The sequence below is a fragment of the Salinivibrio proteolyticus genome, from assembly GCF_001996165.1.
GTDB lineage: Bacteria > Pseudomonadota > Gammaproteobacteria > Enterobacterales > Vibrionaceae > Salinivibrio > Salinivibrio proteolyticus.
Map to the genome: position 1 here is coordinate 85,078 of NZ_MUFP01000002.1, position 19,789 is coordinate 104,866.

17 protein-coding genes and 1 tRNA gene are annotated in these 19,789 nt (G+C 49.2%); 7 read left to right on the forward strand and 11 right to left on the reverse strand.

The window, feature by feature from the left end; translation table 11 throughout:
- Positions 1–10: 10 nt before the first annotated feature.
- On the reverse strand, positions 11–388 hold the full coding sequence (locus tag BZJ19_RS01755; RefSeq protein WP_077639768.1) for a glutaredoxin family protein: 378 nt from the start codon (positions 386–388) through the stop codon (positions 11–13).
- 191 nt (positions 389–579) lie between these two features.
- On the opposite strand from BZJ19_RS01755, the gene BZJ19_RS01760 reads away from it, so the two are divergent.
- A complete protein-coding gene (locus tag BZJ19_RS01760) occupies positions 580–1,419 on the forward strand; it encodes an isopenicillin N synthase family dioxygenase (protein ID WP_077639767.1) in 840 nt (279 codons plus the stop codon).
- Positions 1,420–1,486: 67 nt separating this feature from the next.
- On the opposite strand, the gene BZJ19_RS01765 is transcribed toward BZJ19_RS01760, so the two are convergent.
- Positions 1,487–2,500: a glycine betaine ABC transporter substrate-binding protein gene (locus BZJ19_RS01765; protein ID WP_069586638.1), complete on the reverse strand. Its 1,014-nt coding sequence runs from the start codon at positions 2,498–2,500 to the stop codon at positions 1,487–1,489.
- A 233-nt stretch (positions 2,501–2,733) separates the two neighbouring features.
- Here BZJ19_RS01765 and BZJ19_RS01770 point away from each other — a divergent pair, with 233 nt between their 5' ends.
- On the forward strand, positions 2,734–3,486 hold the full coding sequence (locus tag BZJ19_RS01770; RefSeq protein ID WP_077674412.1) for a PilZ domain-containing protein: 753 nt from the start codon (positions 2,734–2,736) through the stop codon (positions 3,484–3,486).
- A 5-nt stretch (positions 3,487–3,491) separates the two neighbouring features.
- Here BZJ19_RS01770 and BZJ19_RS01775 read toward each other — a convergent pair whose 3' ends face one another.
- From BZJ19_RS01775 to BZJ19_RS01785, 3 genes are all read right to left on the reverse strand, one after another.
- Positions 3,492–4,613, reverse strand: a complete 1,122-nt coding sequence (locus BZJ19_RS01775) for a PQQ-dependent sugar dehydrogenase (RefSeq protein WP_077674413.1) — start codon at positions 4,611–4,613, stop codon at positions 3,492–3,494.
- A 14-nt stretch (positions 4,614–4,627) separates the two neighbouring features.
- Positions 4,628–4,867, reverse strand: a complete 240-nt coding sequence (locus BZJ19_RS01780) for an HP1242/YdcH family protein (protein WP_069586641.1) — start codon at positions 4,865–4,867, stop codon at positions 4,628–4,630.
- Between the two features lie 64 nt (positions 4,868–4,931).
- A complete protein-coding gene (locus BZJ19_RS01785; RefSeq protein WP_077674491.1) occupies positions 4,932–6,845 on the reverse strand; it encodes a metallophosphoesterase family protein in 1,914 nt (637 codons plus the stop codon).
- A 236-nt stretch (positions 6,846–7,081) separates the two neighbouring features.
- Between BZJ19_RS01785 and BZJ19_RS01790 the strand changes: the two genes are divergently transcribed.
- A tRNA-Asn gene (locus BZJ19_RS01790) sits at positions 7,082–7,157 on the forward strand.
- A gap of 774 nt (positions 7,158–7,931) precedes the next feature.
- Here BZJ19_RS01790 and BZJ19_RS01800 read toward each other — a convergent pair.
- Positions 7,932–9,539 carry a peptide ABC transporter substrate-binding protein gene (locus tag BZJ19_RS01800; RefSeq protein ID WP_077674415.1) on the reverse strand — a complete coding sequence of 536 codons (1,608 nt, stop codon included), beginning with the start codon at positions 9,537–9,539 and terminating at the stop codon, positions 7,932–7,934.
- A 266-nt stretch (positions 9,540–9,805) separates the two neighbouring features.
- Here BZJ19_RS01800 and BZJ19_RS01805 point away from each other — a divergent pair, with 266 nt between their 5' ends.
- Together BZJ19_RS01805 and BZJ19_RS01810 are read left to right on the forward strand one after the other, a co-directional pair.
- Positions 9,806–10,303, forward strand: coding sequence for a GNAT family N-acetyltransferase (locus BZJ19_RS01805; RefSeq protein ID WP_077674416.1), 498 nt, complete (start codon positions 9,806–9,808; stop codon positions 10,301–10,303).
- 185 nt (positions 10,304–10,488) lie between these two features.
- Entirely contained in the window at positions 10,489–11,097 is a 609-nt protein-coding gene (locus tag BZJ19_RS01810; protein WP_077674417.1) for a glutathione S-transferase family protein, read from the forward strand.
- A 38-nt stretch (positions 11,098–11,135) separates the two neighbouring features.
- Here BZJ19_RS01810 and BZJ19_RS01815 read toward each other — a convergent pair whose 3' ends face one another.
- Positions 11,136–11,798: a glutathione S-transferase family protein gene (locus BZJ19_RS01815; RefSeq protein WP_077674418.1), complete on the reverse strand. Its 663-nt coding sequence runs from the start codon at positions 11,796–11,798 to the stop codon at positions 11,136–11,138.
- Between the two features lie 85 nt (positions 11,799–11,883).
- Complete coding sequence (locus BZJ19_RS01820; protein WP_235608121.1) at positions 11,884–12,462, reverse strand: hypothetical protein; 579 nt, start codon at positions 12,460–12,462, stop codon at positions 11,884–11,886.
- Between the two features lie 143 nt (positions 12,463–12,605).
- On the opposite strand from BZJ19_RS01820, the gene BZJ19_RS01825 reads away from it, so the two are divergent.
- The gene (locus BZJ19_RS01825) at positions 12,606–14,162 is read left to right on the forward strand and encodes a cryptochrome/photolyase family protein (protein WP_077674419.1); all 1,557 of its coding nucleotides are present in this window, start codon (positions 12,606–12,608) and stop codon (positions 14,160–14,162) included.
- Positions 14,163–14,218: 56 nt separating this feature from the next.
- On the opposite strand, the gene BZJ19_RS01830 is transcribed toward BZJ19_RS01825, so the two are convergent.
- Positions 14,219–14,851, reverse strand: coding sequence for a YiaD family glycine zipper/OmpA-like lipoprotein (locus tag BZJ19_RS01830; protein ID WP_077674492.1), 633 nt, complete (start codon positions 14,849–14,851; stop codon positions 14,219–14,221).
- A 285-nt stretch (positions 14,852–15,136) separates the two neighbouring features.
- Between BZJ19_RS01830 and yiaY the strand changes: the two genes are divergently transcribed.
- Positions 15,137–16,285: an L-threonine dehydrogenase gene (gene yiaY / locus BZJ19_RS01835; protein ID WP_077481489.1), complete on the forward strand. Its 1,149-nt coding sequence runs from the start codon at positions 15,137–15,139 to the stop codon at positions 16,283–16,285.
- 82 nt (positions 16,286–16,367) lie between these two features.
- On the opposite strand, the gene BZJ19_RS01840 is transcribed toward yiaY, so the two are convergent.
- Positions 16,368–17,381 carry a 2-hydroxyacid dehydrogenase gene (locus tag BZJ19_RS01840; RefSeq protein ID WP_077454924.1) on the reverse strand — a complete coding sequence of 338 codons (1,014 nt, stop codon included), beginning with the start codon at positions 17,379–17,381 and terminating at the stop codon, positions 16,368–16,370.
- 167 nt (positions 17,382–17,548) lie between these two features.
- A complete protein-coding gene (locus tag BZJ19_RS01845) occupies positions 17,549–19,723 on the reverse strand; it encodes a TonB-dependent receptor domain-containing protein (RefSeq protein WP_162274205.1) in 2,175 nt (724 codons plus the stop codon).
- Positions 19,724–19,789 lie beyond the last annotated feature (66 nt).

A 19,789-nucleotide genomic window follows, 5' to 3' on the forward strand; every position in this document is an offset into this window, starting at 1 on the left:
AATTAATCATTCAATCAGCTTGTGTAATCGGAGTCGTGGCTTGATTGAGATACGCAATAATATCATCTGACTCATACATCCATTTCACCTCATCGCCCTGTTGAATACGTAAACAGGGAACTTTAATTTTTCCGCCTCCCTGTTCCAGCTCACGTCGGGCGGCCATATCGCGCTTAGCGTCTTTGGCCGCTAGTGGTAGTCCGAGTTTTCGGCTCGCTTGGCGAACTTTGACGCAAAATGGACATGCTTGAAATTGGTATAAGGTCACTTGCTTTGAAAACGCGACCATAGCTTGGTGCTGATCTGCGTTCAGCTTTGGTGGCTTAGGCTTAGTGAGCGCTTCAACAACGAGAATGATCCGGCCAAGGATCCAACGAATAACACCCATTTTCACTCCCTGTGTGTATCAAAGTGCAGAGTTTAACACGACAGCGCACGTGACCCTATATCAGGGTTTGTTTCTAAATGGTGACAATGTGTTTCTGATGTGAAACACAGTGGCGTTGTATGGCGCCTTTTGGCTGGTAAACTAACCATCCTGCAACCTCACGATAATAAGCAAACGATTACAGGTACCCTATGACACTGCAAGCCATTGACTTTCAAGCGCCCAATGCGGAGCAAGCCTTTGTTGAATCCTTACGCGAAACGGGATTTGGCGTGCTTAAAAACCACCCACTACAACAGCAGCTCGTGGCTGATATTTACAACCAATGGGAAGGTTTTTTTAACACCGAGGAAAAACACGCATTTACCTTTAAGCCCGATACCCAAGATGGTTTTTTCCCCTCTAAAATTGCGGAAACGGCGAAAGGCCACACGAAGCGCGATTTAAAGGAATTTTTTCACTACTACCCTTGGGGGCAGTGTCCTTCGGCCCTCCGTGACAACCTGCAATCTTACTATCAACAAGCGACCAGCTTGGCTGAGACCTTGTTGTCATGGGTTGAGCGTCAGTCACCGGATAGCGTCAGTGAGCACTACTCACAATCACTTTCTAGCATGATTGCAGGGAGTGAGCAGACATTGTTGCGCGTATTACATTACCCGCCGTTAAAAGGCGATGAAGAACTAGGTGCTATCCGTGCCGCGGCGCACGAAGATATTAATCTGTTGACCATCCTACCGGCAGCGAATGAGCCGGGCTTGCAAGTGAAAGCGAAAGATGGACGTTGGTTAGATGTGCCGTGTGACTTCGGTAACTTAATTGTCAATATTGGCGATATGCTACAAGAAGCATCGGGCGGCTACTTCCCCTCAACCACCCATCGCGTGATTAATCCTGAAGGCGCAGATAAAACCAAAGCACGGATCTCGTTACCGCTGTTTTTGCATCCGAAACCGGATGTGGTGTTGTCTTCTCGCTATACGGCGAAAAGTTACCTGACTGAGCGTTTGCGTGAATTAGGCGTTCTGTAAGCGAAAAGAAAAGCCGAGGTGATATGTCCCTCGGCTTTTTATTTAGACCCGTTTCGCGTATTGCAAGTTAAGCGTCATCCCCCAAGGCCTCTTCGATGCGCTCGGCGGCCTCTTCATTCACCCATTGGTGCCAAAGGTCGCGATAGCGGCGTAAGAACTCATCGGCAGCGATCTCGCCATCAGCTTGATAATCATCCATCCAAGCGAGCATCTCGCTCATGACGCTATTATCGTATTCACGTTGCTGAACGTAGCGAAAGGCGACCGGCGATTGCTCCGCAAATGACGCTGTTGTGAGTGTGTGCACGGGAGAGGTGGGAAATGCAGTGACTTTTGGGGTCTGGCATTCCGCTTGAGTGATACAATTTTTATAGTGCTCAAGGTCAACTTCTGCGCCAAGGTCTACTTCGACCATTTCATATTTGCCCATCACCGGCGTCGGTGCCCAGTAATAACCAAACCACGCGTCACGACGATCATTGGCACGAGCAATGGTTCCAGCCAGGCCAGCGGCAGAGCCGGGATCGATCATCTCAAAACCGGCTTCACCCAGTTGAAGTGCATCAAAAAGGTGCTTGGCAGAAATTTGGCAAGTCCATCCGGCGGGGCAGCCCATAAACGCCGCTTTGTCGGGGTCTTCAGGATGTGGAAATAATTCTGGATGTGACTTAATACCTTCAATGGTAGCAAGCTCTGGATGTTGGTCCACCATGTATTTTGGCACCCAAAAGCCTTCATTTCCGCCTTGGCTAAATGCATTGCCGGCGTATTTGAGTCGCCCATCAGCCACCCCTTTATCGAGCATTGCTTTGTGCGAGTTGGTCCAGAACTCAGGCGCAATGTCCGGCTCACCCTTTTCTGTCATCGATACGCCTGTTGGCATGGTGTCACCGGGGACCAAACGAACGTCGCATCCATAGCCGTTAGCGAGGATAAATTGATCAACATGTGCCATTAGGGTGGCTGAATTCCAATTCATATCCGCAATCGTGACATCGCCGCAGGCTGGCTCATCGGCATAGGCGTTTGGCGTCGAGATAAACAATGGAGAAAGTAGGAGCGCACAGAGTAGGGGTCGCATAGATCGTCCTTGAAAGTCGCTAGTGTTAGGTCAAAACCAAAACGTATCATGCGTCTGATACAAGGTCTATACTGGTTGAAGCGCAAGGTGCTGAATCACAATCTAAAAACACATTTTTTGATCTTTAGGTTAAAATCGCTCGTTATAAACGCTATTGGTACGCCTCCGTACAAGTTGTTGAGCGCGTTGCCGTCGCACCTTTGCTTTGATGACTGATTGTCGAGGAACCATACATGCCACGCCAAGAACAGCTCAACGCCATTGAACAACGAGATGATGTAATCGCCCTGTCGGGATCGCAAGCGGCTTTAAAGCTGGGAAGCGCAGCCTTAGTGCGTATGCATGTGCACACGCCGATGAAAGGGTTATTTCGCTTTAATGCCATTATGCTTGGCACAGACGGAAAACGTTATTGCTACACCCAAATCCCGTCTCTATCTGCGCAGCAAAAAGGGCAATATTTAAACCCAGGCTTTCAAGTGCGATTGCATGGTGTGGCCGCAGATGGGTCGCTAGTCCGATTCAGTGGCAAGGTGCAAGGCGTGCTCGAGAGCCACTGCAGTATTGTGTGCATTGAGCTTCTTCGTGAAGGCGCGACAGCCACGCCGTTGCGACAAGACAAGCGCTTTCCAGTAGCGCTATCAGCGACGCTTGCCACAGAGGGAATGAGCAAGATTGAGGTGGAGATACGCGATTTGTCGGTTGGCGGATGTTTATTTGCTTACCGTTCAATGGGCGCCAAATTAGCACCAGAAAAAAAGGCAACGTTGAACCTCGACCATATCGCCCCGAATCAAGATCTCACGCTTAATGGTTCGATACTCTCACACCGATTACTCAGCGATGATTACTTGTGTGGCTTTCAGTTTGACGATCGTAGCAAGGCACGCAGTACGTGGTTAATCACCAACCTTGCCTTCGATGGCACCTATTACCGATTAGCGGTGACCAATAATAAAGGTGAAACCTCTCTGAATTGGTCTTAATCTTCTTACATGCGCGGGGTCATTTTCAGTAAGCTGCCGTTTCGTTTATCTGTAAGAAGCAAAATGCTGCCGTCATTGGCTTGAATGACGTCGCGGATACGCCCGAACTGACCATCAAATAGCCGCTCTTCGCTCACCACGTCACCGTCTTCGAGGGTTAGGCGCACCAACAGACCAAATTTTAACGATCCAAGCAGTAGGTTGTCTTGCCACATCGGGAAGCGATCACTGTCCACCATGATCATGCCTGACGGTGCAATTGACGGATCCCAATAATAGACAGGTTGCTGCATACCTTCTTTCGCGGTGCCTTCACCAATTTGTGTGCCCAATCCGTAATTCACCCCATAAGTGATGATCGGCCAGCCATAGTTAACCCCTTTTTCGATGATATTGAGTTCATCGCCACCTTGAGGGCCGTGTTCATGCGCCCAGACAGTGCTGCCATTATTATCGAGTGTGATACCTTGCACATTGCGATGACCGTAACTAAAAATCTCGGGCTTTTTTGCATCGTGAGCAGAGAACGGATTGTCGACAGGCAAACTGCCATCGAGGTTTAACCGCACTAAACTCCCCAAATGATCGGTAATCAACTGGGCGCGGTCACGGTGGCCGCGGTCGCCCAGCGTGATGTAAAGGTGCTCTTGGGTCACCAATAGGCGACTGCCAAAGTGACGGGTTCCGCCGCGTTTGGGCAATGCAGTAAAAATGACCTTGCTATTGATGAGAACATCTTGTGACAGCGTTGCTTTGAGCACTTCTGTTCCCGCTTGACCGCGTTCATCTTCTGCAGCGTAAGAAAGGTATAGGGTGCCGGTCGCGGGGAAGTCAGGCGCTAACGCAATATCAAATAGCCCTCCTTGCCCCTGCTGATAGACGCCTTTGGGTACTCCTAATATGTTCACTGTCAGTCCATTAGGCGTTAGGCGTTTTAAGGTGCCGTTCCGTTCAGTGATCAGGATATCGCCATTAGGTAGCTCGGCCATCCCCCATGGGTGGTCGAAACCACTTTTCACTTCCTCGACATTCACAGTGACCGTCTCCGTCTCGACAGTCACCCCGTGCGCGCTCAACGGCGTGCACAATACGAACATCAACAAAAAAATCGACGATAACCGGTGCATGACGACCTCCTTGATCAGTGGACGCTGAGTTTACGATAGAGGCGATCTTTAAGGTGTGCACGTTGCTTTTTCATCGCGGTAAAAATGTCGTCGCTGGTTGGGATCTGCTTCATTTCTAGACCACGAATATGATGATCGAGCTGATGATAACGCTTGGCATCAAGTTGGAAGTCAGGATCGTTCGCCTTCAAATCATGAATGCGTTCACGGTACTCTGGGAACTCAAAGATAAGCGCATGATTTTCGCCTTGCATAAACACCTCCTTCTCACCTTGTGATGCTATTAAGGCTAGGCGTGCTTTGCCGATCTCTCCAGTTTCAGTCTGCTTGATTCGGGTCGAGAGGCGGGACGCTAGGCTCGACAGCTTTTGCGGCTTTTTTGTCGGGAAAATGGATGGTTTTGCCGTCAGCCGTCAGCAAACTGATGGTGTGTGGCGAACCGTCCGGTTGTAAAGTGACGAGCCCGACAGCACTGGCGTTCACCAAGCGCTTAGGACCTGCGGTGTCAGGATCGCGCCTATCAATCCGCATGCGCTTTCGCTTGGTGAGCCAATTAAATGGTGAGCGAGGACTGAACAAAATACGATCGCACCATTCACAAATACTCAGCAGCGGCTCTGGGAAATTGTTTTTAAAGCCGCTCGCGGTAATTTGCCATAAGCGCGGGCTATTGGTACGAAAACGAATACGAATGTCGTAGGCAAATGAATAGTGCACATCACCCGATAGGATCACGTAGTTGGTTGGCGTACGCTGGTGGCGGAAAATACTCAGTAAGGTATTGGCACTGCCCGGATGAGCCATCCAGTTCTCAGCATCGACGATGGTGGGCTTGCCGAGCCAAATCGCGATACGTTGTAATACTTCAATAAACTTTACCCCGAACATTGGTGCGGCCGAGACAATGACGGCACTGTCATGCTTAAGTAAATCATGCTGAAAATCCATCAGTGCTTCCCAGTCCATCAAGCCGGATGGGCGATTCATACTGGACTCCGATCGCCACCGGCGAGTGCGGGTATCGAGCACTACCACACAGGGGGTTGTCGGTACGTTGTAATGCCAATGCTCGAAGCGAAGTAGTGCCTCAATCATTGCGTCGTGTGCACTGTCGTTTGGGTCATCGCCAGACACACCAAACTGGCAAGCCGTCGCAAGCGCAACAAACGAGGAATCAAATTGTTTAGGGTCATTTCCCCAACCTTGGCATAGCCAGTAGGCAAACAGACCATTGCCGATAATGCGCCGTGAAAAGGACTGTTGATAGGCAGCTTGCTCCCAGCCTACGGTGATATTCCAGTCATCGGTGATGTCGTGGTCATCAAAAATCATATAGGTAGAGAGATGGGCGAACAGCCGCCTGACTTGGGGAAGACCGTGTTGAAACTTAGTCAGGGCTTGCTCTTCACGCTGATACCGTGACTGTTGCTGTGGCGTTAACACGCGATTGAGTGCTACCGAGGTCGTATTTGTGATGCGCCAAGCTTCTGGCGACCACACCAGTAAATACATGGCGAAATGTTCGGCAAAGCTAATCAGGTGATTACTGGTTGTTTGGGAGGTGAAAATTGGCAGTGCGCGCCCTTTTAACCGTTCGAACAGAGAGCCATACCGTGCGCGCTGTGCGGGCAACAATTTTGTTCGGTTGAGGTAGCCATCTGGATGCGTATCGAGTTCCCGGCAATGTGCAATCGGTGCGGCGTCAAAGTATTCCTCTTTGAGCTCCAGCCGAGCAATTAAAGCTCGGATCCGCTGCAACATTGGTGTGGCGACATCATCGGCGTAAATCTGATCCCCGCTCATAATCAGCATATCGGGCCATTGTGATACATCCTCATTGGCGAGTTTGTCATCGAGTGTGGCCAGCGCATCATCACACTGATGGTGCGGATGCCGACAGGAGCCATGCGCTAAATAGTTCGCTTGAGAGGGGATCACGAAGTGCGGCGAACGTTCACCGTCATAGAGTAAATCCGGGATCCATTCGGACAAGGGCTTTTGATCGAGTAACATGTCGTAGCGAAGTGGTATATCGAGCGGGAACCCGTGCGCACATCGGAGATGAGCCAGTACCACCCATGCGTGCTTACCAGCGCGAAATTGCTGCGCCGAGGAGAGTGGCATCGCGGCGAGGAGGGTCTGATCATCAAAAACGGACAATGTGCCTTGGTCTGGCGGCGTTGATAATACTGCCCATACCACGACTTCGTGTTGAGTGGTTCGTCGTAGCATGGGGCCAGCAATAAAACGGGGCAGGGAAGAGGCGTCCGGATTCAATGTTTGTTTCCTTTTTCTGTCTGTTTGTCATCTTGGCATTTTTTGGGGGAAGGATGCAAAACGTATACGACAATCGCTTGTTTTGGCGCCTTTTTAGCCATTTAAACATGAAAAGCGATAAATCACCGTAAAAGGGGTTGCACCCTTTGCTGCAATCGCCTACCATCCTTCTCGTTGTTACGAAACACATTTCCCCCATAGTTCAGTTGGTAGAACGGCGGACTGTTAATCCGTATGTCACTGGTTCGAGTCCAGTTGGGGGAGCCAAATTTAGAAAAAGTGCTAGCCGAAAGGTTGGCGCTTTTTTATGGTATTAGTATCAAAGAATGCTGATGAATTAGGCTTTCCCTCGAGCCGACCTATTGTATAGATAGGTGCTCACTCAATGCTCTCTAAATTTTTAATTGTTCCGCTTCGCGGAATATGTCACTGAGCTGGGCGCCCCCGTTGAGTCCAGTTGGGGGAGCCAAATTCAGAAAAAGCGCTAGCCGAGAGGTTGGCGCTTTTTTTATGGTACGAGTATCAAAGAGTGCAGATGAACTAGGCTTTCCCTTGAACCTACCTATTGTATAGATAGGTGCTCACTCAATGCTCTCTAAATTTTTAAATGTTCCGCTTCGCGGAATATGTCACTGAGCTGGGCGCCCCCGTTGAGTCCAATTGGGGGAGCCAAATTCAGAAAAAGCGCTAGCCGAGAGGTTGGCGCTTTTTTTATGGTGTTAGTATCAAAGAATGCTGATGAATTAGTCTTTCCCTCGAGCCTGCTTATTGTATAGATAGGTGCTCATTCAATGCTCTCTAAATTTTTAACTGTTCCGCTTCGCGGAATATGTCACTGAGCTGGGCGCCCCCGTTGAGTCCAGTTGGGGAGCCAAATTTAGAAAAAGCGCTAGCCGAGAGGTTGGCGCTTTTTTTATATCTATCGTTCTTAGTTTCGGAGTGCGGGCTTGACCAGCTTGAATACGGTGCGTTTCGCACTTCTGCTTACGACAAACAAAAACGCCACGCGCAAGGCGTGACGCTTTTTTCGATCACTATTGATTAGTTTTTAGTGATATAAAGGTTTCGTGTGTAACGTAGGTTGTTGGGGTTTTCCGTATTGTAGCCGCCTACTTTAGGGCTTTTGATCACACTACGCGTGTAAAAGTACATTGGAATGGCAGGCATCTCCTTGGCGAAAATGCGCTCCGCTTCCTGATAATAGGCTTTACGCTTTTCTGGGTCGACAACGGAGAGTGCTTGGTCAAGCAGCTTGTCGTATTCAGGGTTGCTCCAATTGGACTTATTCATACCTTTACTACTGAAATAACTCAGGAAAGTTGAGGCTTCATTGTAGTCACCATTCCATCCATCGCGAGCCACATCAAAGTCTTTTTGTAGCACCTTTTGCAAAAAGGTTTTCCACTCTTGGTTGGCTAAGCTGACTTTAACCGGTAGATGGCGTTTCCACATAGACGTTACTGTCAATGCAAGTTTTTTGTGGGATTCCATGGTGTTATACACCAATTCAAACTCCAGAGGGTTGTCTTTAGTGTATCCCGCTTCGGCCAAGAGTTCTTTTGCTTTTTGATAACGCTCTTCTTGGGTCATTTCCGCCCAAGCCAATTTCGGCGGTTCGAAGTTGTTGATGGCTGGTGGTGTTGCACTGTAAGCAGGTTGCTGTCCTTGACCAAGAATAATGTCGGTGACGACATTACGATCAATGGCATAGGCGAGTGCTTTGCGCACGCGCACGTCGTTAAACGGTTCGCGCTCTGTGTTGAATAAATAGTAATAAGTCGCAAGTGACGGCATGGTTAGGAATTCATCGGGACGCTCTTGCTTGATTTTCTTATAGGATTCAAGCGGGAAGCTAAAGGTCACGTCGATCTCACCGGTGCGATAGCGGTTATATTCCGCGTTAGCATCGCTGGAGGTTACATACGATGTTTTATTAATCACCGTTTCTTTATCGTTCCAGTACATGGGATTACGCTCAAGATCGATGCGCTCATTAATCACCCAGTTGGTTAAGTTGTAGGCGCCGGAGTTGACCATGTTTTCGGGGCGTGTCCAGTTATCACCATACTTTTCTACCGCATGTTTTGGCACAGGGTAGGTTGAAGAATGGGTGAGCATATTGGGGAAATAAGGAGTACGTCGCACCAATGTAAACTCGATGGTATGGTCGTCCACCGCCTTCACGCCTAACGCACTTGCTGGCTTATGTCCATCGGTGATTTCGGTTGCATTGAGAATGTTCGCGGTGCCTAAATACCAAGCGTATGGCGCAGCGGTTGCTGGGTCGACGGCACGTTGTAGTGTATAGACAACATCTTCAGCTGTAATGGGCTCACCGTCAGACCATGTCGCCTCGCGTAGATGGAATGTATACGTCAACCCATCTTCACTGACTTCCCAGTTTTTTGCTAAACCTGGTGCGATATCGCCACTTGGCGTGCGCGATGTAATGCCCTCGAACAAATCTGAGATAATTTTGTTACTGGCGGTATCACTGGACTTGGTCGGATCCAGCGTAGGCACTTCGCCAGAAACCCCCCAAATAAGGGTTTGTTGCTCGGCAAGCTCCACGCCTTCTGGGACGTGAGCTGCAAATGCTGAGCTACACAATGCTAGAGCCAATGAACCTGCTAATAGTTTTAATTTCATCTTTCCATCCTTGGTTGAGTGATTTGTTAATAAGTCTTGTTAATCAATAGATTAACCATAAATGGTAAGCGAAGAAAAGCGATGTGATAAAAAGATGACAAATAGACGACAGGGAAAGTGTGAAATCGTGACGTCTATTTTTATATCGATTTAATCCTGCATGGCGGTTGCTGATCGCGGCGCATTAACATGGCAAATACCCTCGGACAGCTTAGGCGGTTTTATGATAAATTGACCGTTTTTCATAGACTCAAGGATGGTCTTCCGTGTTATTACGTCCATTTTCTCCCACTGACTTAGCCTCATTTTTATCCCTTTCTATTACCCATGAGCAGCTGCCTTTTGTCGGACGTCCAGAGGAAATCTTGGCGGCGGCCAATGAATTTGCTCATCTACACCTGATTGAGGTAGATACCGTGATTGTGGGCGGGTTTATTCTTGATACTGGTTACGCGTCGCAATACGACTTTGCCCATTCAGGTGATATGGGAGTTCGTGCGGTGTTTATCGATCAGCACCACCAAGGTAATGCACTGGGTCGCCGCGCGATGATGGCCTTGGCGGATTATGTCAAACCACGCTATCCGTGGACGCAGCGTCTTATCCTGACCGTTAATTGCAAAAATGCGGGCGCGATTGCGTGTTACCAACGCGCAGGCTTCACCGATACGGGCGAGTTATATCATGGTGGTAGTGCAGGTCCTCAGCATATTATGTTGAAAAAAATCGATAACAAAGTCAGTCAGGATGGTGGTGTGGGTTAAACCCGCGATGACTTGCTAAAAAAGAAGGATTATGCGACGCTCAAATAAATCACTAATAAGCAGGGATCATGCTTGGCGGTTGATCTCGATACGACTGGCGTTGTGGTGGGATGAAAAGTGACATTCATCGGCCCAAAAAAACGCGTTGAGTCGTTGAGGTATTGCGTTTAACAAGGAGAGTAATCATGAAGATTTATGGCCACCCTTCTGCCATTAATGTTCAAAAAGTGATGTGGCTGATTGATGAGTTAGATTTAAGTATCGAACTGGATGAGGTCGATATTCATCATAATGCCCAAGACGCTGATGCACTGGCACAAAAATGTCCGATGCGTCAGGTGCCGGTATTAGAAGACGGCCCAAACAGTGTGTGGGAATCGCACACCATTTTGCGCTATCTGGTTGCCTGCTATGGCAATAAAATGTGGTACCCAGATTGCGCGTTTCAACGCTCGCGCTACGAACGTTGGATGGATTGGTGCCTCTCTTCGTTTCAGCCTACGGTTAAAAGCGCTTGCTTGGAAGCATCGAGCGATCCCAAGGTGAGAGAGTCGGCCCTTGAGCAGTGCCGCTACGACTTAGAGAAGCTGAACGAAGAGCTTGCCGAGCGTCGCTATTTAATCTCTGATATGATGACGCTCGCCGATATTGCAATTGGCACTGTGGTCCACTCTCTTGCCGTGGCGCCATCAATGACCTTGCCGCCGCACGTGTCGCAATGGTACCAGCAACTAAAATCATCATCAGGTTATCAACGCTGGGTCGTTCAGGCTCGTCACACCCAACCTGCGTAACCATGATTTTTATTAAGATTAAGCCCGCATTAGCGGGCTTAAAGCGTTTTTAGCGGCCCCACAACACACAGGGCGCTTTGATAGCCAGGCTGTTGTTCAATGCGCTCAAGATACGCAACAATATGACCGTGTTGCTGTGGGTCTAGACGAGGACGCATTGCGATTAATGGGAAACTCATTTGAATATCTGCCGCTGTGAGTATGTCACCACACAACCAATCATGCGTCGTTAAGTGGTGTTCGATCATGGCAAGATGGTCTCGCAGCTGGGGTGCAATAAACTGGTCGGTGACGCCTTTCATCAGCTTTTTTGCCAAGGGACGCACAAAAAAGGGCATCGGTGCCTCTGGGATTTTGCTGAAAATCAATGACATGACCAATATTGGCATCAAAGACCCTTCGGCATAGTGCATCCAGTAGCGATAGTGACCTTTCTGCTCTGGTGTTTGTGGCTGTAAGCGCCCGTCACCATACTTTTCCAAAATGTACTCAATGATCGCGCCCGACTCTGCAATGACCGTCCCTTCATCCTCAATCACAGGTGCTTTGCCCAGAGGGTGAACACGTTTGAGCTCGGGGGGCGCCAACTTGGTGTTGGGGTCACGCGAGTAGGTCTTGATTTGATAGGGCACACCCAGTGCCTCAAGCAACCAAACAATACGCTGAGAACGCGATTGTTCAAGGTGATGAATAATAATCATAAGGAATATCTTTGACTGTAAGTTTAAAAAGGCTCAGCTATCGATACGATAGCCTTGCTATTTCGATCAGTCCTTTTGGTTCAATTCATTGATTTGGTGGTGGGAGTACTCGGCCTTGAATGCGCAATTCCGGATCCACGGATGAAATATTTGTACCGCGAATGTATACATTGCCTCCCACGTAAATATCGTCGGGTAATGCGCTAATTGGCGAGTTAGTAAGATAAAGGTTGCCTTCAACGTACAAGCGTCTTGGCAAGGTGGTGAGAGGCGTATTGACCAGACTGAGGTCGCCACGCACGACGAGGTTTGGCGGTAATGCGGTTACTGCGGTATTGGTCAGGTTGATATAGCCACCGACTTTGAGCCGCGGTAGCCGTGTTAGTGGCGTATTTGCTGCATTTAAGTAACCGCCGATATCCAGCCCGCGAGGCAGTCGCGAAATATCGCTAGCTTCAATATCTAAGTACCCTTGCGTTTTTAACCCCGCAGGTAAGGTCGTGATGGGGGAAAAGCGGAGTTTTACATTGCCGTAGTTGTCCACATAGCCGTGAAAACGTAAGTCTTGCACGAATGTATTGAGAGGTTCATTCATCGCATGCGTGGGCACTGCCATCATAAAATAGCCGACAAGAATCCAAAGTTGAATGATGGCTTTTGGCATGAAAAGGTCTGCGTGGTCACAACGTCTGCTTCAATGTAGAGCGTTTCGGCGAATATTCAAGCCTAGCTCGGTTTTCTGTCATCGAAAACGTTATCTTCTACGTATGTTAGCCATTATTTCAATCAGTACTGACTGAGGTACCTGTGCTTCAATCTCGTTATCACACCCTGCGTTTGGTTCTCGGTGATCAACTGAATGCCAGCCACTCATGGTTTAAGCAACACGATCCGGGAGTGTTGTATGTTATTGCCGAGCTTAAACAAGAAACCGATTATGTGATCCATCATGTCCAGAAGGTTTGTGCGTTCTTTGCTGCAATGGCGCAGTTTGCTAGTGCGCTTGAAAAGGCTGGGCATGATGTTAACTACCTCACTCTGGATGACACGCAAGCCTATCCAGACTTGCCCGCCTTGCTGTGCGCTCTTTGTGAGCACTATCAAGTCGATCGGTTCGAATATCAGCGTCCTGATGAGTATCGGCTCGCGATGCAACTCGAACAATTACGTTTACCCAATGAGGTTGAATCCCAGTGTGTCGAGACGGAACACTTTCTCTTACCCTTTTCACAGATTGCCACCCAGTTCACCGCCGGTAAGCAACGAAAAATGGAGTTTTTCTACCGCGATATGCGTCGGCAGTTTGATGTCTTAATGGAGGGGGATAAGCCTGAGGGCGGGAAGTGGAATTATGATCAGCAAAATCGTAATAAGCTAAAAAAAGCGGATCTTGATGCGATTCCTGCGCCATTGATTTTCGCCAATGATGTCAGCGATATTCTCACCCGTATTGAGTGCCATCAGGTTAAAACCATCGGATGTTCGGCGCCAGCATTAATGTGGCCGGTGACTCGCCAGCAGGCGAAAGCGCTCCTTAACCATTTCTGCACCTACTGCCTGCCGCTGTTTGGCCAGTTTCAAGATGCGATGACAGGGCAAAGCCCTCATCAGTGGAGCTTGTACCACAGCCGCCTCTCTTTTGCGTTAAATGCCAAGCTGCTTCACCCCATGCAAGTGATCCAAGCTGCGATTGATCATTACCGCCAAAATGAGGATATCAATCTTGCTCAGATTGAAGGGTTTGTCCGACAGATCTTAGGCTGGCGCGAATATGTTCGCGGTGTGTACTGGGCGAACATGCCTGATTATGCACAAAAAAATGCACTTGGTGCGCAAGGTCAATTGCCGGCATTTTTCTGGGATGGAAAGACCAAAATGCGTTGTCTCTCGCATGCGATTACGCAATCGTTAGAGACAGCGTATGCCCATCACATTCAGCGACTCATGGTGACAGGAAACTTCTGTCTGCTTGCGGGCGTCGACCCAGATGAAGTGGATGATTGGTATCTCTCAATCTATGTTGACGCGATCGAGTGGGTCGAAATGCCGAATACGCGCGGAATGACGCAGTTCGCCGATAATGGCATTGTGGGGACGAAACCTTATGCGGCCAGTGGCGCCTATATCAACCGGATGAGTGACTATTGTGCTGGGTGTGAATACGATGTGAAAGAGAAAGTTGGTCCTAAGGCGTGTCCACTCAACGCGTTATATTGGCATTTCATGGCGCGTCATCGCGACAAATTTGCCCGTAACCCACGCACAGCCATGCCGTATCGAAATTGGGATAAGATGTCAGAGACGCAGCAAAGCCAGATTTTGGCGCATGCGGATGAATTGCTTGCCAATCTTGATGCGCTTTGATGCCGTTATGACCGCCCTCAACTGGAGCGTGAGGGCGGTCATAAATCGCGTCGCGCTTATTGCGTGTTTGGCACAATCTGAATCTCAACACGGCGGTTGAGCGCACGGTTTGCCGCGCTGTTGTTCGCAACCAGTGGACGTGTCTCACCAAAACCGGACGTGTACAAACGTGCATTGTCGATCGACTGACTGGCGAGGTAGCGTTTAACGCTCATGGCACGGCGTTCCGACAAATGCTGGTTATAGGCCGCTGCGCCCGTGTCGTCTGTGTGACCCTCAATGCTCAAGAAGGTTTTGTCGTACTTGCGCATCACATTAGCAATGGCATTGAGCTTAGGATAAAAATCGGCCGCAATTGCATCCTGATCTAACCCGAACGTAATGTTTGAGGGCATGATCAAGCGAATATTGTCGCCTTCACGCACTACCTGAATGCCCGAGCCCGCCAATTCTTCACGGAATGCTTGCTCTTGCTGATCCATATAATTACCGACAGCTGCACCGCCAATGGCACCGATAGCTGCGCCAATAAAGGCACGTTTGCCTTTATGGTTTGATGTCGATTTTCCCACGATGGCCCCAGTGATCGCGCCAATTGTCGCGCCTTTTTGGGTGTTCGACATCGACTCACAACCAGTGAGGGCCAGTGATGCGGTCAGTACGGCAACCGCAGTTAGTTTGCATTTCATTCCCATTGTTTTCTCACTATAACCAAACGGTGGTCAGTTTAATTTACTTCAGCTTAGACACTCTTCTTCAAGAAAGTGTCAAATTTATGAATTAGTGATGGTGTTTTAAACACTTAACAGAAGACCACTGACAGAGTTCTCAGTTTTGTCTTCTTTTCCCTGCAACCTGCCGTGCAAATTGCGCTGGATCAAAATGTGATGAGCAAACAGCGTGTTACAACAAAAACCATAAAAGGCCCTGTCATGTCTGGGCCGCAATGATCCCGACTAAAGGAGCAAATGGTCATGTCGAGCACGTTCTTTATCCCTGCTGTTAACCTTATGGGCGCAGGTTGCCTTTCTGAAGCCGCAGACGCGATTCAATCACATGGATTTAAAAAAGCCCTTATCGTTACAGATAAAGTCCTTAATCAAATTGGTGTGGTAAAGCAAATCGCCGCTTTGCTTGATAGCCGAGAAGTCGATTGTGTGGTCTATGATGGCACACAGCCCAACCCAACCACTGAAAACGTGGCACAAGGGTTAGCGCTTTTACAAGCGAACCAATGTGACTGTGTGATCTCTTTAGGTGGCGGATCGCCGCACGACTGCGCCAAAGGTATTGCTTTGGTGGCAGCCAATGGCGGTCATATCAGTGATTATGAAGGCGTGGACCAGTCTGCCAAGCCACAACTTCCGCTGATTGCGATTAATACGACGGCGGGCACCGCATCAGAAATGACGCGTTTTTGTATTATCACCGACGAAGCGCGCCACATTAAGATGGCAATTGTTGATAAACACACCACCCCGATTATTTCCGTCAACGATCCTGAGCTGATGCTGGCTAAACCGGCGTCATTAACGGCGGCGACCGGCATGGATGCATTAACCCATGCGATTGAAGCTTACGTATCGACCGCCGCTACGCCGATCACTGACGCAGTTGCACTGAAAGCAATGACACTGATTCAAGAAAACCTGCGCACTGCAGTGGCTGACGGCCAAAACCTAGAGGCGCGGGAGCAGATGGCCTACGCACAGTTTATGGCGGGTATGGCATTTAACAATGCGTCTTTGGGCTATGTGCATGCGATGGCGCACCAACTAGGTGGATTTTATGACTTGCCGCACGGGGTGTGTAACGCCGTTCTATTACCCCATGTGCAACGCTACAACGCGCAAGTGTGTGCGGAGCGCTTACGGGATGTTGCCACGGCAATGGGCGTCGATACAGAGAGTATGAATGCCGAGGAAGGCGCGAAAGCCGCCATTCAAGCCATTCAAGCATTGGCCACCGATGTTGGGATCCCAGCTGGTTTGCGCGAACTCGGCGCCAAAGAAGAAGACATTGATGTGTTGACCAAAAACGCCTTGAATGACGCGTGTGGTTTCACCAATCCGAAGCAAGCGACGCACGAGGAAATCGCCAAAATCTTTATGGAAGCGATGTAGTTTCCTAGATATGACACCAACTCTAAAAAGGCCTGATTATTCAGGCCTTTTTTCTTTCTATACGGTCGACGTTTAAAGCAAGTTAGTCACTGCGATCTTCGACGTCTGCAATTTGATTCTCGCAACACTCGCCGTTCAGGACGGTATGAATATTAGTGAGCGTGGTATCTGCGATATTGTGCAGTGCTTCTTTGGTGAGAAACGCTTGGTGTCCGGTAAATAACACGTTATGGCATGCAGAGAGGCGACGGAATACATCATCAACAATCACATCATTAGACTTGTCTTGGAAAAATAGCTCCCGTTCATTGTCATACACGTCAAGACCAAGCGCACCGATACGGCCTTGCTTGAGGGCTTCAATGGCGGCCACTGAATCGAGCAATTCACCGCGACTGGTATTAATCACCATCACTCCCTTTTTCATTTGAGCAAAAGCACGCTCGCCGAGCAGATGATAGTTGTCTTTGGACATTGGACAGTGCAGAGAAATCACATCACTTTCGGCAAACAGTGTTTCTTTCGAGACGTATTCACCACCGAGTTCAATCGCAAGGGGGTTAGGGTAAGGATCGTGGCACAACAAACGCATACCAAGCCCTTTTAGGATCCGCAGGGTCGCGATCCCAATTTTACCCGTACCAATGATCCCAGCCGTTTTACCGTGAAAGTTAAACCCGACTAAGCCATCGAGTTCAAAGTTGGCATCGCGTGTGCGTTGGTAGGCTTTATGAAAGCGTCGGTTCAAGCACATCATCATGCCCACCGTGTGCTCCGCGACCGATTCGGGAGAATAGGCAGGTACGCGAACGACGGTGATCCCCAACGATTTTGCGGCCTCCAAATCGACGCGATCGTAGCCAGCACATCGCAACGCCACCAGTTTGATATTGGCGTCACTTAAAATCTCTAGCACAGGGCGGGAAAGATCATCATTAACAAACGCGCAAATAGCCTCCGCCCCTTGGGCCATTTTGGCGGTTTTGGCGGTGAGCTGAAAATCATGAAACTCGAGTGTGTAACCAAACGCTTGGTTAGCATGAGCAAAGGCGGCCTTGTCATAAGATTTGGCACTAAATACGGCAATGGTCGTCATGTGTTGCCTCCGAATAAGTCGGGGGAGGTAAAGAATCGTTATAAATACCGTGATTTGGATCCAAAATAAACCATGATATTTATCAGGTTAAAGGCGTTGATGTTGGTCCAAACGAATAAAAGCCGCGCAGGCGGCTTTTATTCGGCTATCTTGCTGTGAAGGATAGCCTAGAACTTGATGGTGGCGTTTATGCGTACATCGCGTCCGGCAGCGGGCACACCGGCAGATAGGTAGGGCGTGTAATACTGATCGGTCAGGTTCGCGATGGTGGCGCGTAGCGTAAAGTCGTCACGCGGCGTCCATTCTCCATAGAGGTTTTGGAAGAAGTAGGCGTCGCTCTCCACATTGGCTGTGTGCAGTGAGGGATTCTCTGGAATACGGTCTTGCTCATCCCAGTATTGGCCCTGCCACGCGATTTCAATCGTATCGGTCAATTGATGACCCACGCCGAGTGAGGCGCTGAGGGGCGGATTGTCATACCAATACTCGTCGTCGCCGGTACTGTCACGCAATGAGCCTTTGTGTTTGCCGCGTACCATAGAGACAGAGGCATCTGTAAACCAATCGTTGAGACGATACTGTACCTGTGCATCAAATCCGTAGGTATAGAGTCCGTCGAGGTTGGTGTAGTAGCCTTCTTTTTGCTTGGTCGCATTGATCCCACGACGCTGCGCAACGTCATGAATGACATCATTCCAAAACAGTGTCACCTCTGTTGCTAGGTGATCCCCTTCGAACAAGGCATTCTGACGCTTATCAGACACGCCCAATAAATAGGCATTGATACGTGTGACTGAGAGATCGCGGCTGGTGGCAGCGCGCTTAGACGCTCTCGAAAACTGCACGGTGTAGAGCTCATCAATGGTCGGTGCTTTTAAACCATAGGCATAAGCCGCTTTAATTTGCGTGGCTGAACTCAGATCGTAGGTTAATGCAATACGCGGTTCCCAACCTTGATGTGAGACCGCACTGTAATCGTGTCCAACGGACGGGTCATTATAGTCTGGCGCGGCGTTTGGGACCCCTTGAGAACGAATATGGCTGTAGCGCAGCGATGCGGTGAGTTCGAGATCTGGGGTAATAAAGTACTTATCTTGAACGAACACACTGGCGGTTTGTTGCTCGCCCGAGGGCTCAAAGTATGGCGTAAAGTAGCCATAGTTCTTTTCTGGCTTTTTGCGATAAGTATGGTTGTAAACGTGCGAGTTTCTGTCTTGGTTCTGATACTGCGCCCCCACCATGACTTCGTGATCACCGAAGTGACTAGTGTTGGTTAGCTCGGCAAACCAGCGCTCATAGGATAACCAGACTTGGTGGCCATATTGGCCTGATGTGATGTAAGACTGATAGGTACTATCCGGGCGTTCCCAATAGCGATGATTTTGTGAGTGTGCAATGACGACACTGGTATCAATGTAATCATTGTAAGGCTGGTAGTTGTAATTGAGGGTGCTGGTGTATTCGCGATAATGATTGTCCACTGAGGCGGCAAACAACGCGGCATCGTAGCTACCATACTTTTTTATTTTATAGGCGGTTACCGATGGCATGGCACCACGTCGGTTTGCCCATGGCTTTCGTCCTTGGTCATCATAGCGCGTATGGCTGAACATCATATTGTGTGCGTCGGATTGATAGCGAATTTTACCCAGCAAACTGTGTTGACGGTAGCCAGAGAAGGTAAAAACATCACCGTTGCCTAGTTCGATATCATCGGCATCACGTCGAGAGCCATGCAATAGTACGGACCACCCAGAGTCAGACGCACCATAGGTGGTGACACTGCGCTTCCATTGTTGGTTCACACTGTTGAAACCCGCTTGCGCCATGGCGCCAATCGATGAATCTGGGTCAAGAAAGTCAGATGCCTCTTTCGTTTCCATCACAAAACTGCCCGCGAAAGCGCCAAGGCTGGCGCGAACGTTATGGTCGCCTTTGACAAGGCGTACCGAACGTAGCAGTTGAGGGTCAAGAAAAAAGCTGCCATAGCGATATTGTTGAAATCCGACGGGAGCGCCATCGACACGGATCGAGAGCGCGGAAGGGTGTGAGAATCCCCAGACATTAATGCGTTCGCTACCCGGGCGCGCACCACCATCAAGTGATACGCCTGGCATTTTCATTACCAGTTCACCGATGTTGTGGGCTTGTTCGCGTTGAATATCATCCAGCTCTAACGTGGATTTTCCTGGGGAGATAAGGGTAATTGGGTGCTTTAGCTGCTCGCCTTGTACTTTGACGGTCTCAATCTCTTTGGGAACAGATGTGCCGTCGGTACTCGCGGCTTGGGCACTCATGGAAAGCGCTGCCAAGATGGCAAAGCGTAAAAGAGGATACTGCATGCTCATAAAACTTTACTGACGCATAAAAGCGCGCACTATACGCCTAACTCGTCAATCTAGCAATGC